We start from the raw sequence: 13,656 nt of genomic DNA on the forward strand, positions 1-13,656 counted from the left end.
CAATAATGGCAGTCTCTCTTTTTTTTAAAACAATGTACCCAGCCAGTTTAACATTCTAAACTTAAGTTAACATAGCAACATTAAGCTAATATAGAATTAGCCTTTTATTAAACTAACAATCATATTTAGATAACACCTGAAAAGAACACTTACTACATCTTTGTACCAAGAAATTAAACAAAAAAATTTAACAAACAATCATGAAAAAATCAACCGTAAAATTATTTGGATTCCTTGCTTTAACTGCAAGTTTAATCACCAGTTGTTCCTCAAATGACAACCCTTCCGCTTCAGCATCTTTTGTTGCAGATGCAAACAATTTTAAAGGAACAATCACAAGTGGAGAAGTAGTTCTTCAGGCTGGAACAACGTACAAACTATCGGGTAAAATACAAGTTAACGACGGAGCAACTTTAACAATTCCTGCAGGAACTAGAATTGAAGGTACTGGAGGTACATCAGCTTACATCGCAATTGCACAGGGAGGTAAATTGAATGTAAACGGTACTGCTGCTAATCCTGTTGTAATGACAAGTGGATTAGCTGTAAAAAATGCTGGAGACTGGGGTGGATTAGTAATTTGCGGAAAAGCGCCTATCAACCGAGTAACAGGCGGGACTGGCACAGCACAATCTGAAGTTGCTGATTTAAGCTATGGAGGAACAATATCTAATGACAATTCAGGTTCTATCAAATATTTAAGAATCGAATATGCGGGAGCTGCATTCAATAGTGAAAAAGAATTCAACGGGGTGTCATTATTTGGAGTTGGATCAGGAACTACATTTGAATATGTAGAAGCAATTCACGGTGCAGATGACGGTTTTGAATTCTTCGGAGGAACTGTAAACACTTCTAACTTGGTTTCTATAGGAAATGAAGATGATCAATTTGACTGGACTGAAGGTTGGTCAGGAACAAACACAAACTGGTACGGAAAATTAGATTTCGGAAAGGGAAACAGAGGAATTGAAGCTGATAATTTTGAATTAGGGTTTTTAAACACTCCTATCGCTAATCCATCTATCACAAATCTTACACTTGTCGGACCTGGAAGTAGTGCTGATGCAACTATCTACACTGAAAATGATGCCTTAAAACTTAGAAGAGGAACTAAAGGTGTTTTTACAAATGTATATTTAAGCAACTGGAAAACAGGTTTCAACGTAGAACACGACGAAACAATTAGCTACATAGGAACTGCCTTAAAAGCGACAAATGTTAAATGTGATGCTGTCACAACGCATACAAAAGGAAAGAAAACAGACGCTAGTTCAGTTGATGTTTCAGCAATTGCAACGATGACAACAACTGCCACAGGAGCAGGAAATGGAATTGCTTCTCCAGTATGGGCTACTGGATGGGCTACTGGGTTCTAAAATCATAAAATTGACACAATTAAAGCACCTTTCTTGCGAGAGGTGCTTTTTGGCATACAATTTGAACTATTTTTTCATATCTTTACTATTCAAAACCAAGCTAATGAAAAAAAACTACTTTTATATTATCACTTTATTGGTTTTCCTTTTTTCCATAAATCTAACAGCGCAGGAAACTAAGCAACAACCAAGAACCCAAGAAACTTCAGTAATTGAAGGCTTGAACTTGTACCCGAATCCCGCGACTAATGGGAGAGTGTACATTTTAACAAAAAACGATTTGGAAAAAGAAGTCGTTATATTTGATGTTTTGGGCAAGAAAGTTTTACAAACAATGATAAGCTCAAAAGAACTAAACATATCAAATCTTATTCCTGGTGTTTATATTATTAAAATAACTGAAAACAATAGCACAGCTACCAGAAAGCTAATTGTAAGATAAAATAAAACCATAAAATTTAACAAAGCTCCAACTTCGATTGGAGCTTTTTGATTTAAGTACTTAAGTCTCGGGGTAAATATTCCAAAGGCTTCCCTAAATATTTATACCTTTGCCAAAAAAACACAATTCTTGATTACAGCCAGCGATATATTCACGATTTCGAGTCAAAAGCAATTTGAAAAAATAGCTTTGAAAGTTTTTCGTTTTCAACACGAGAACAACATAGTATATAGAGAATTTTGCGACTTATTGAAAGTGGAACCTCAAAAGGTAAAATCGGTACAACAAATTCCTTTTTTACCTATTCAGTTTTTTAAAAGCCACGCTGTGGTTTCGAATACAAACCAAGTTGAAGCAACTTTTACCAGTAGCGGCACAACCGGAATGATTACCAGCAAGCATCTCGTAACTGATGTTTCGATTTACGAGGAAAGTTACCGCCAAGGATTCTCCCAGTTTTATGGAAATATTGAAGACTATGTCGTTCTGGCGTTACTACCCTCTTACTTAGAGAGAGGAGGCTCTTCATTGATTTATATGGTCGAAGATTTGATTCAACTGTCTAACCGTCCCGAAAGCGGTTTTTACCTTCACAATCACGACGAACTAATCAAGCAACTTGTTGAATTAGACCAATCTGGACAAAATGTCATTCTTATTGGAGTTACTTATGCCTTACTCGATTTAATTGAAAAGCACAAATTTCAGTTGCAGAACACCATTATTATGGAAACCGGCGGTATGAAAGGCAAGCGAAAAGAAATGATTCGGGAAGAACTACACGCCCAACTCTGCGAAGGTTTTGGAGTGAAAGCCATTCACTCTGAATACGGAATGACTGAATTGCTTTCTCAAGCTTATTCTTTAGGGGAAGGTGTGTTTGAATGCCCTTCTTGGATTCAAATCTTGATTAGAGACACCGAAGACGCTTTGACTTATATTCCACAGGGAAAAACAGGCGGAATCAATGTAATCGATTTAGCTAACATCAATTCCTGTTCATTTATCGCCACGCAAGATTTGGGCAAAAAAAATCCCAACAACTCTTTCGAGGTATTGGGACGTTTTGATAATTCAGATATTCGTGGTTGCAACCTGATGGTTATTTAAACCACTCTCACTACGAAATAGTTTTTCTTTCCACTTTGCAACAACACGAACTGGTTGTTGATTAAATCTTTGTTCGAAAGAATAAAATCTTCCTTCACTTTTTCTTTATTTACTGAAATCGAGTTGGCAGTCAAAGCGCGTCTTGCTTCTCCATTTGATTTCAAAAACCCTGTTTTTTCGTTTAAAACAGCTACGATATCAATTCCGGCTTCAATTTCTGTTCTTGAAATTTCTGCTTGTGGAACTCCGTCAAAAACTTCCAGAAAAGTAGTTTCGTCTAATTCTTTTAAATCTTCTGCCGTAGCATTTCCAAAAAGAATATTTGACGCTTTAATCGCTTTATCTAATTCTTCTGCAGAGTGTACAAAAACAGTCAGCTCTTCGGCTAATTTGCGTTGTAAAACTCTTAAATGAGGTGCCACTTTATGCTCTTCAATCAAAGCATCAATGATCTCTTTGTCTAAAAAAGTAAAAATCTTGATATACTTCTCAGCATCTACATCAGTAGTATTCAACCAAAACTGGTAAAACTTATAAACCGATGTTTTATCAGTAGTCAGCCATACATTCCCACCTTCGGATTTACCGAATTTAGAACCATCCGCTTTAGTGATTAAAGGACAAGTCATAGCATACGCTTTTGCTCCTTCGGTGTTCATTCTACGAACTAACTCTGTACCAGTAGTGATATTTCCCCATTGGTCAGAACCACCCATTTGCAGCAGGCAGTTGTATTCTTTATGTAAATGATAAAAGTCGTATCCTTGAATTAATTGGTAGGTGAACTCGGTAAAAGACATTCCTTCTCCATCACCAGTCAATCTTTTTTTGACAGAATCCTTAGCCATCATATAATTCACCGTGATGCGTTTTCCCACGTCACGAGCAAAATTAATAAAAGACAAGTTTTTCATCCAGTCGTAATTATTCACTAAAACCGGAGCGTTTGCTTCTTTTGAATTAAAGTCCAAAAAACGAGACAGCACACCTTGTATTCCCGCTACATTGTGATTAAGAGTAGCTTCATCTAATAAATTCCTTTCATCCGATTTCCCTGAAGGATCCCCAATCATACCTGTAGCACCACCCACTAAGGCGATGGGTTTATGTCCAAAATTTTTCAAATGAACCAAAAGAATAATTGGCACTAAACTCCCAATATGCAAAGAATCAGATGTAGGGTCAAATCCTATATAAGTCGTTGTCATTTCTTTTAAGAGTTGCTCTTCGGTTCCTGGCATGATGTCGTGAACCAATCCACGCCATTGTAATTCGGAAATAATATTTTTCATTTTCTAAAAATCAATTTCCACAAAGATAGTTTTAATTGGATAATTTGAAAATCAATCGGTCTAAAAATCAAGTGTCAAACAATTTTAAAGAAACCGCACCAAAAATGCTATCGACCAAAATCCTTAGAATAAGTTAAATTAATTGATTATGACCAAATTCAATATTTAACACGAAATATTATCTTGTTAATTTAGTGTTAATTACAGGAAAACATCCTACTATAATTAATTACATTCGTGATGAATAACATTGGAGGCTAATTCGAATTTAAAAAATTTATAAATGAAAAATGTTTTTATTGCCCTATTATTTTCTAATTTTTTAGCCGCCCAACAAAGTATTAAGGTTACTTACGAACAAGTGACCATTTACCATGATAATTTTTTCAATAACTTTCAAGAACATGAACGTGAAACGATAAAAAAAATATTTACAACACCTCAACAGTTTGAATTAATCAATAACGGCGATTATTCGACATACGAAAGCTTGAAAGTAAAGGACAAAACTATACTCTCTAACATTCCTACCACAGATGAAGACATCAATCAAGGGACTATTGTCAAAATACCAAAAACCTATATTCTAAAAAATTACAGCAACAACAAAAGCTACACCAAAACCGAGATTGATGAGAAAGAATATTATACAGAAAGGCCATTCCCTGAGGATGAATTTATTTTTACATCTGACGAAAAGGTCATCGACAACTACAAATGCAAATTAGCCTACCAATTACCAAAGTTAAAACCAACAGATACCATAAAATATTGGTACACCCAAGAAATACCAGTTTTTGACGGCCCATATTATACGGCAAAAATTCCAGGATTGGTTATTAGATACGAAAGGAAACAAAGAGTGATTTATGCTACAAAAATCGAGTTTTTTGATAAAAAAATCATTCTTGATAAATTAGATAGAAAAATACCGTTAATTTCAGATATTGAATACGAAAAAATCAAGGAAGAAGATCTTAAACCAAAAAACTATACTGATGAGAATGGAGCGGTTCATACTAGAGAAGCCAGAGTTTATAAAGGAAATTAAATATGAAAACAATTAGAACAATCGTACTGCTAAGCTTAATATACACAAACAGTTTTGCGCAAAACACCATAAAGTTAACCTATCAGAACACTAATACCATTTCAAAAGAAAATCTAAGCTCTTTACCAAAAGAAATACAAGAAGTAGCTTTAATACAAATGCAAAATTCATACACAGCTTCTTATTTATTTCTACAGGGTGATGATGTGTTTTTTCTTAAAAAAAAGGAAGAATCTGAAAATAATCAGAAAGGAAAAATAGCAAGTAACGGAAATACAATTTTTAAGGACTTATCATTAACGGTTAATTCCCCAGAAATAAGAATTCAAAAAAATTCTAAAACCAACACCTATACCCATAATGAAAACAACAAACTAAATTCCGGTAATTTATCCAAAGTAATATGGAATATCACTACGAATAAAAAGAAAATTCTAGGATTTAATTGTACGGAAGCTATTGGTAAATACAGCACCAAAACAGTAACCGTATATTTCACAAAAGAAATAAAAGCAAAAGGAAGTCCTAACACTATTCCATTTATAGATGGGGTTGTACTCGAATATAGTACGGACAAACAATCAGGAATTGCGACAAAAATAGAGTACAAGCAACCAGCGATTAAAAATTTCTTTAAACAATAATTTTGTGAATCTAAAACAGCTCTTTTTTATACTTTTTCCGGTTTTTACATTTTCACAAAACCAGATTAAATTTAAGGTTTTTGATTCTAATCTAAACCCGCTGGTAAGAGCCATTGTAGTTGTTAACCAAAACGACAAACAAATTGGTTTTGGAACAACAAACAATGAAGGGTGGTTTGAAAAAGAATTATCAAACGGGAATTATCAAATTAAAGTAAGCAAGTTGGGATTTACGGCAACTGAGCTTTCTTTGGTTGTAGATAAACCAAATACTGTTGAATGTATCTTAGACGAGCTAGCCAACAAGCTCGAAACAGTAATCATAACAAGCCGCCCGAAGATAATGAAAATTAAGGGCGATACCATTTCTTATAATTTAAAAACTATTGTTGACGGTACCGAAAATAAAATAGAGGATGTTATTAAAAAGTTACCTGGTTTGAATGTCGATCAAGCCGGAAAGGTTTCCTATAAAGGACAGGAAATTGACAACATCTTGATAGATGGAAACGAGTTTTTTAATAACAAACACCAAATGGCCACTCAAAACATAGACGCCAATATGGTCGAAGGAATTGACCTGCTACTGAATCATTCCGGTTTTGCAGGAGAACGTTCCGGTGCTGATAAAGGCATTGCCTTAAATCTAAAAATGAAAGAAGGCTTTAAAAACAAATGGATTGGTGATTTTGAAATTGGTTCTGGAATAAATAATTCCTTAAAAATCCACAACAATTTATTTAAGTTCTTCAAAAAGGGAAATCTTGCCCTAATTACAGATTATAATAACATTGCTAAAACTCCTATTTCCATTGAAGATTACAATGAGATGCGAACCGTTTCGGATATTAATTCTAATAACGAATCAGTAGCCCAATTAGAAATGCCATCGTTCTTGAATCCAAACGGCTATTTTACAAAAAAGGAAAATACCTTTATAGGAATTAATTATACCTCAAGAATAGCTGAAAAATCAAAAATTACCATAACCAATATTTTTAATGTTGCAAATAGTATTGAATCCCAATTTAAGAATCAAACTAACCTTGGCGAAAGCAAAAACCAATTGTCGTTCTCCGATGCAAAAAATGCAACTTATGTTTTAAACAACACTAATCTTAAATGGGAATTTAACAAAAGTAAAAAAACGTATTACTCCTATGGGGCAGGTTTCACTCCTAATGTAGACGACGAAAACAACAATATATTTACTTCAAATGAAGTTGTTGATACTGACAAGACTAATTCCAATTTTAGCTTTTACCAACAATTTCAGGTCTTGTCCAAATTATATGAGAAAATAAATTACAAATTAAGTGTCAAACACAAATATGTATCTAACGATCAAGAACTACATTTGAATTCTAATATGTCTTTATTTGGCACTGATTTAGAACAAATCAATCAAAATTTCAAGTCCAAAAACAATTTCATAAATATAATTAATGAATTTTCTTTGGCCAGAAAAAGCAACTTGTTTAGCCTAAAAGTAAGCCTACTAAATACAGATAGTTCCTTAAAATCGTCTATAACTCAAAACAATGATTTCGACTCCAACTTAGATTTGGATAAAAAATCTATTCAAATTAATCCGTCGTGGATAAAAAGCTGGAGTTCAAAATTTCAGTCGACTATTGCGTCTAGAATTTCATATACAGATTTACAATTTTCAATTGATCGAAATTCATTTTGGAGATTTGAACCGAGTGTGAATTTGGGATACAATTTCAACATCCTAAACAAACTATCCTTTAATTATTCATTAAACCACGAATTACCATCGATTAACCAATTGCAGAACAATACGTTTATATCAGATTTTCAAACTTTGCATAATAATAGTTTAGTCTCCTTTAAACAGCTAATCCCTAGAAACGAATTCTCATTAGATTATCTAAATATAAACACTAAAACTCAAAGCGTATTTTTTTCTAAATTGACGTATAGCATTACTGAAAAATTTATTTCGAATAATGGAAACTATCAAAACAACTGGGCCGAGAATCAATTCATTATAACAAATAATCAAAAACTTCTAAATGGTATGGCTTATTATGATTTGAAATTTAAAAAAATGCCGTTTTCCATAAAAAACACATTTGCTTTTTTAAGTACTGATGGGTTTTCACAATTTAACGGCGTAAACAACAATGTGAAATCGCAAGTCCTCTCGAGTAAACAACAACTAATTTCTAACATAAAAAATGCTTGGATACAATTTGATCTTGGTTTCAATTTCAGGCAAACCCAATTCAATCAATCCATTAATTCTTTTTCAAACAAAACCGAAGCATATCAACTGTCCTTTAATTTACGCGGTAAAATCAAAGACAAGTTAAAATGGGATATAGGGATTAATAGAGATTATCAAAACTCAAGTTACACCTCAAACAGGATTGACTTCCTTAATTCCAATATTCAATACATCATATCCAAAAAGCTTAAATTAAGCTGTAATGGGTTTAATCTTTTGAATTTAGACAATAGCAAGATTGTAAAAACTAGTTTCAACGAAATTTATTTTACAGAAACAATCACTAAAATAATGCCTGGATATATATTATTTGGTTTGAATTATTCATACTAAAAAATCCAACAAACTAATTATCTTTACGAAATGGTATTAGTCACAGGAGGAACAGGTTTAGTAGGCGCTCATTTATTACTTCATTTGATTGAAAATGGGGAAAACGTACGTGCCATTTATCGAAAAACAGAAAGCATTGATAAAACGAAATCCTTATTCGATTTATACAAAAAATCAAGTTTGTTTGAGGCTATTCAATGGATGCAAGCGGATATCACGGACACCCCTTCTTTAGAAAATGTTTTTAGAGATGTTGACTTTGTCTATCATTGTGCCGCCTTAATTTCTTTTGATCCTAAAGAAGAAGATTTAGTTAGGAAAACTAATATCGAAGGAACGGCAAATATGGTGAATTTTTGTCTTGCCAAGGGAATCCAAAAACTATGTTATTTGAGTTCTATAGCTGCCCTTGGGGATTTGGCTCCCCACGAAAAAATAATCACTGAGGAAACCGAATGGAATCCCGAAAAACCACATAGCGATTATGCCATTTCTAAATATGGCGCCGAAATGGAAATATGGCGTGGTCAGCAAGAAGGTTTGGATGTTGTGGTTTTAAACCCGGGAATTATCATTGGCCCTGGTTTTAGAGAACAGGGAAGTGGAAAGCTTTTCTCGAAAGTAGCTAGCGGCATGTCTTATTATACTTTAGGCAAAACTGGATTTGTGGCTGTTACGGATGTCGTTCAAATCGCTTTCCAATTAATGAAAAGTGAAATGCAAAACGAGCGTTTTACCCTCATTGCACAAAATATTGTATTCAGAGAAGTGATCAATAGCATTGCTGACTCCTTAAAGGTCAAGAAACCCAGTGTTCATGCAAAACCGTTTCTCATTGAAATAGGATGGAGAATAGATTGGCTATTGGCAGTTGTTTTTAATCGAAATAGAGAGTTGACTCGCGCCACTGCAAAAGCATCTTATAGTGTTCAAGAATATTCTAATGAAAAAATCAAGACCGCAATAAAAAAAGATTTCATTGATGTACATCAGTACATTAATGAAATCTCTCGTTTATAATCTCGCTATTTATTCTTTTTTTAAACGTTCCCTTCTTTGTTTTATTTTTTCAGGAATCAGCTTTTTTAATGTTAAAGAATCTTTTAGTTTCAAATCAGCATTTTTCTTTTTCAACAATACTGCATTCTTCTTTTCCTCAATCTTGACCAATGAATCCGTCACAGCTTTTTCATTCTCAATTCGCTTCGTGATTTTTTCAAACATAATCTTATATTCTCCATAATTTGAAGCATAATAAACATTATTTTGAGCAAATTGAAGACTATCTATCTTGTACTTTTTATAAATATATTTTGAAGGGTTTATATTATTGGTCTCTAAAGAAGCAGGGTTTTGATATTTTATCGCGTCCAAAATAGTCAAATCATAAATAACTTCTTCCATCATCTCTTTTTCAATAAGACGTTCTGGCTTTATGATTCCTTCCTCTTTACAGCTTATAAACACTGCCAAAATCGTTAAAAGTGATAGTATTTTTTTCATTTTTTATCGGTCAAATAACAAACGTTTTCCTGCGCGTATTTCTTTTACTTTAAAAGCGGAATAAACTAATTGTCCGTTTACAAGAGTATGCGTAATTCTTGATTTGAATGTAAACCCTTCAAAAGGCGACCATCCACATTTAGCAAGAATATTTTCTTTCTTAACGCTCCATGGCAAACCTGAATTCACAATAACTAAATCGGCATAATAACCCACTCTGATAAAACCTCTTTTTTCAATTTTGAAAATTTTGGCTGGGTTATGACACATTTTCTCCACAATTTTCTCAATGCTTATTTTACCCTTGTGATACCCTTCAAACATAGCCACTACGGCATGTTGTACTAATGGCCCTCCAGAAGGCGCTTTTAGATACGGCTGTTTCTTTTCTTCTAAAGTATGAGGCGCGTGATCAGTAGCGATAACATCAATTCTATCATCAAGTAAAGCTTCCCAAAGCGCATCACGGTCTTTAGCCGTTTTAACCGCAGGGTTCCATTTTATTAGATTCCCTTTAGTGGCATAATCATCATTTGTAAACCAAAGATGATGCACACAAACTTCGGCAGTGATTTTCTTGTCTTCCAATGGGATTTTATTGGTAAACAAATCCATTTCTTTGGCAGTGGAAAGATGAAAAACGTGCAAGCGAGCACCTGTTTTCTTAGCAAGCGCTACTGCTTTAGAAGACGATATATAACAAGCTTCTTCTGAACGAATAAGGTGATGTGCCGTTACAGGTACATCCTCACCATATTCAGCAATATATTTTTCGGTGTTGTTTTTAATTGTCGTTTCATCTTCACAATGAACAGCGATTAACAACGGAGTACTGGAAAATATTTTCTCTAACGTAGCCTCATTATCAACTAACATATTTCCTGTTGAAGATCCTAAAAATATTTTTATTCCGGCAACATTTTTAGGATTTGTTTTTAGAACTTCTTCTAAATTATCATTGGTTGCTCCCATCATAAACGAATAATTCGCATAAGATTTTTGTGCCGCCAGTTGGTATTTTTCTTCTAATATTTCTTGGGTAACCGCATTAGGAACCGTATTCGGTTGCTCGATAAAAGAAGTAATCCCACCAGCTACTGCTGCTCTGGATTCCGACTCAATATCTCCCTTATGTGTAAGTCCTGGCTCTCTGAAATGCACCTGATCATCGATGGCACCTGGCATCAAATAATTCCCTTCAGCATCAATAATCTTACATTGAGAAGACTTGGCACTTATGCTTTCTGCTATTTCAACAATTAAGTCGTTCTCAATTAAAACATCGCCCTCAAAAATCACCCCTTCATTTACTATTTTGGCATTCTTAATTAAAACACAATTCATTGCAATTATTTATAAAGTATTTATTAATTTTTTTAATCTAAGAGCTATAACTCCCCATACGGCCTCCACTATAATAGAATTACTCATCTTAGAGACCCCTTTTGTTCTATCGGTAAAAATTATAGGAACTTCGGTAATATTGAATTTTTTACAGTAAGTTCTGTATTTCATTTCAATTTGAAAAGCATAACCCACAAATTTTATTTTATCCAAATTCATCTCCTCGAGTACTTTCCTTTTGAAACAAACAAAACCCGCTGTGGCATCATGAATTTTCATTCCCGTTATAATGCGTACATAAACAGAGGCAAAATAAGACATCAAAACTCGGCTCAACGGCCAATTCACCACATTTACACCCGTAACATAACGAGAACCAATTGCTAAATCAGCATTTCCAAAATGACAAGCATTATATAACTTTTCCAGATCATTTGGATTATGGGAAAAATCGGCGTCCATTTCGAAAATATATTCGTATTTTTTAGCCAAAGCCCATTTAAAACCATGCACATAAGCAGTTCCTAATCCGGCTTTTTCCTTTCTTTGTTCCAAAAATAACTGGCCACTAAATTCTTCTTGTAGTTTAATGACTTTATCTGCAGTATGATCTGGAGAATTATCATCAATTATAAGAATATGAAAAGGTTTATGCTGAGAAAGCACCGACCTAATAATGCTCTCGATGTTTTCAATTTCGTTATAGGTAGGAATTATAACAATACAGTCGTTCATATTTCGAGTAATTTCACGGCAAAAGTAACCTTTTTATCGCATTTGATTCATAATAAATTTATAATAAAAAGAATGAAACAAAAAATTAGTAAATTTGCCTCGCTATGACTGAATACGTACTTGATCCAAGAATCACCGAAAACAAAGACTGGGCTACACTTTTATTTGTGTTGTCATTCGCTATTATTGCCATCACTAAATCCGCTTTTGAAAGTCGGTTTAGAGATTTTGTAAACCTTCTTTTCTCAGATAAATACAATAAAGTTTACAGAGACAGCAGCCAAATCAAAAGTGGATTTACCATCTCATTATTTTTTGTACAGATTATTTCACTGGCTTTTTTCATTCAGCTTACACTGAATCTCTTTGGTTATGCCTCAAAAACAGATTGGATACTTTACATCCAACTCTCCACCTTTCTTATCTTCTTTATTTTTGCAAAATATCTAATTGAAAAAATTATTGCTACAGCCTTTAATATTGAGGAATTCATGGAGCAATTCAATCTTCGAAAGGTTACTTATCGAACGTATATCGGATTATTCATACTCCCAATCAACATTATACTGTTCTATTACGATAGTATTCCCAAAATAATTCCAATCAGCATCGTAGCTATAGTACTGATTTCAAACATAATAACCTATGTCGCTTCAATTAAAAACCATCAAAATCTAATATTCGGCAAGTTGTTTTATTTTATTTTATATCTTTGCACTTTGGAAATAGCCCCCTATTTTTTTATGTATTATTGGTTTACAAAAGGTAGCGCTTAGAAAAAGTTAAATATGAAAGTGAAAACAATTTTGGTGTCACAACCCGAGCCTAAAGTGGAAAATTCTCCATACTTTGAGCTCCAACAAAAGCATAAAGTAAAAATTGATTTCAGACCTTTTATTCACATAGAAGGAGTTAATGCTAAAGAGATTCGACTACAAAAAATCGATCTTAATCATTATACTGCAATTATTTTAACCAGTAGAAATGCTGTAGATCATTTTTTCAGAGTAGCTGAGGAAATGCGTTTCAAAGTACCAGAAGGATTAAAATATTTCTGCCAATCTGAAGCTGTTGCATTCTACCTGCAAAAATACGTTGTCTATAGAAAACGTAAAATTTACGTAGGACCTAAAGACTTCGCAGACCTGTCTCCATTGATTAAAAAGTACAAAGACGAAAAATTTCTTTTACCCGCTTCAGATCAATTAAATGCTGATGCTCCAATCACTCTTAATAACTTAAAAGTAGACTGGACTCAAGCTGTTTTTTACAAGACTGTAATGAGTGATCTTTCGGATTTAGCTGATGTTTATTATGATGTTTTGGCTTTCTTTAGCCCTACAGGAATAAAATCATTGTTTAAAAACTTTCCAGACTTTGAACAAAACAATACTAGAATAGCGGTTTTCGGTAGCTCAACTCAAAAAGAAGCATTAGACCACGGTTTAAGAGTAGATATTCTTGCACCAACACCTAATACTCCTTCAATGACAATGGCACTAGAAAAATACATTGTAGAAGCAAACAAAGGAGCTAAATAAATTTAGAACCCCTTTAAAATATAAAAAA

The 13,656-nt window shown here is 33.6% G+C and carries 13 protein-coding genes; 9 read left to right on the forward strand and 4 right to left on the reverse strand.

The features are described 5' to 3' along the window. Positions 1-200: 200 nt before the first annotated feature. From FLAK523_RS02530 to FLAK523_RS02540, 3 genes are all read left to right on the forward strand, one after another. Positions 201-1,379: a hypothetical protein gene (locus tag FLAK523_RS02530; protein ID WP_248906237.1), complete on the forward strand. Its 1,179-nt coding sequence runs from the start codon at positions 201-203 to the stop codon at positions 1,377-1,379. 103 nt (positions 1,380-1,482) lie between these two features. Beyond that, entirely contained in the window at positions 1,483-1,821 is a 339-nt protein-coding gene (locus tag FLAK523_RS02535) for a T9SS type A sorting domain-containing protein (protein ID WP_248906238.1), read from the forward strand. Between the two features lie 129 nt (positions 1,822-1,950). Further along, positions 1,951-2,931, forward strand: a complete 981-nt coding sequence (locus FLAK523_RS02540) for an acyl transferase (RefSeq protein ID WP_248906240.1) — start codon at positions 1,951-1,953, stop codon at positions 2,929-2,931. Here the strand turns inward: FLAK523_RS02540 and tyrS are convergent. Then, entirely contained in the window at positions 2,928-4,223 is a 1,296-nt protein-coding gene (gene tyrS, locus FLAK523_RS02545; protein WP_248906242.1) for a tyrosine--tRNA ligase, read from the reverse strand. The two genes, FLAK523_RS02540 and tyrS, sit on opposite strands and share 4 nt — an antisense overlap. A gap of 283 nt (positions 4,224-4,506) precedes the next feature. On the opposite strand from tyrS, the gene FLAK523_RS02550 reads away from it, so the two are divergent. Genes FLAK523_RS02550 through FLAK523_RS02565 form a run of 4 tightly spaced genes read left to right on the forward strand, consistent with a single transcriptional unit; the run spans position 4,507 to position 9,525 of the window. After that, positions 4,507-5,274, forward strand: a complete 768-nt coding sequence (locus tag FLAK523_RS02550) for a GLPGLI family protein (RefSeq protein ID WP_248906244.1) — start codon at positions 4,507-4,509, stop codon at positions 5,272-5,274. 2 nt (positions 5,275-5,276) lie between these two features. Next, positions 5,277-5,918, forward strand: coding sequence for a GLPGLI family protein (locus FLAK523_RS02555; RefSeq protein WP_248906246.1), 642 nt, complete (start codon positions 5,277-5,279; stop codon positions 5,916-5,918). 4 nt (positions 5,919-5,922) lie between these two features. Then, positions 5,923-8,505 (forward strand): TonB-dependent receptor, encoded by a 2,583-nt coding sequence (locus tag FLAK523_RS02560; protein WP_248906248.1) that lies wholly within the window; start codon positions 5,923-5,925, stop codon positions 8,503-8,505. A 30-nt stretch (positions 8,506-8,535) separates the two neighbouring features. Beyond that, positions 8,536-9,525 carry an NAD-dependent epimerase/dehydratase family protein gene (locus FLAK523_RS02565; RefSeq protein ID WP_248906250.1) on the forward strand — a complete coding sequence of 330 codons (990 nt, stop codon included), beginning with the start codon at positions 8,536-8,538 and terminating at the stop codon, positions 9,523-9,525. Positions 9,526-9,534: 9 nt separating this feature from the next. Here the strand turns inward: FLAK523_RS02565 and FLAK523_RS02570 are convergent, their stop codons facing one another. Genes FLAK523_RS02570 through FLAK523_RS02580 form a run of 3 tightly spaced genes read right to left on the reverse strand, consistent with a single transcriptional unit; the run spans position 9,535 to position 12,087 of the window. Further along, on the reverse strand, positions 9,535-10,008 hold the full coding sequence (locus FLAK523_RS02570; RefSeq protein WP_248906252.1) for a DUF4296 domain-containing protein: 474 nt from the start codon (positions 10,006-10,008) through the stop codon (positions 9,535-9,537). A 3-nt stretch (positions 10,009-10,011) separates the two neighbouring features. Then, on the reverse strand, positions 10,012-11,352 hold the full coding sequence (locus FLAK523_RS02575; RefSeq protein WP_248906254.1) for a dihydroorotase: 1,341 nt from the start codon (positions 11,350-11,352) through the stop codon (positions 10,012-10,014). Positions 11,353-11,361: 9 nt separating this feature from the next. Next, positions 11,362-12,087 (reverse strand): polyprenol monophosphomannose synthase, encoded by a 726-nt coding sequence (locus FLAK523_RS02580; RefSeq protein ID WP_248906255.1) that lies wholly within the window; start codon positions 12,085-12,087, stop codon positions 11,362-11,364. Positions 12,088-12,191: 104 nt separating this feature from the next. On the opposite strand from FLAK523_RS02580, the gene FLAK523_RS02585 reads away from it, so the two are divergent. Together FLAK523_RS02585 and FLAK523_RS02590 are read left to right on the forward strand one after the other, a co-directional pair. Continuing rightward, entirely contained in the window at positions 12,192-12,863 is a 672-nt protein-coding gene (locus tag FLAK523_RS02585) for a DUF4271 domain-containing protein (protein ID WP_248906257.1), read from the forward strand. 12 nt (positions 12,864-12,875) lie between these two features. Continuing rightward, the gene (locus FLAK523_RS02590) at positions 12,876-13,628 is read left to right on the forward strand and encodes a uroporphyrinogen-III synthase (RefSeq protein ID WP_248906259.1); all 753 of its coding nucleotides are present in this window, start codon (positions 12,876-12,878) and stop codon (positions 13,626-13,628) included. Positions 13,629-13,656 lie beyond the last annotated feature (28 nt).

Source organism: Flavobacterium sp. K5-23, from assembly GCF_023278045.1.
Lineage (GTDB): Bacteria > Bacteroidota > Bacteroidia > Flavobacteriales > Flavobacteriaceae > Flavobacterium.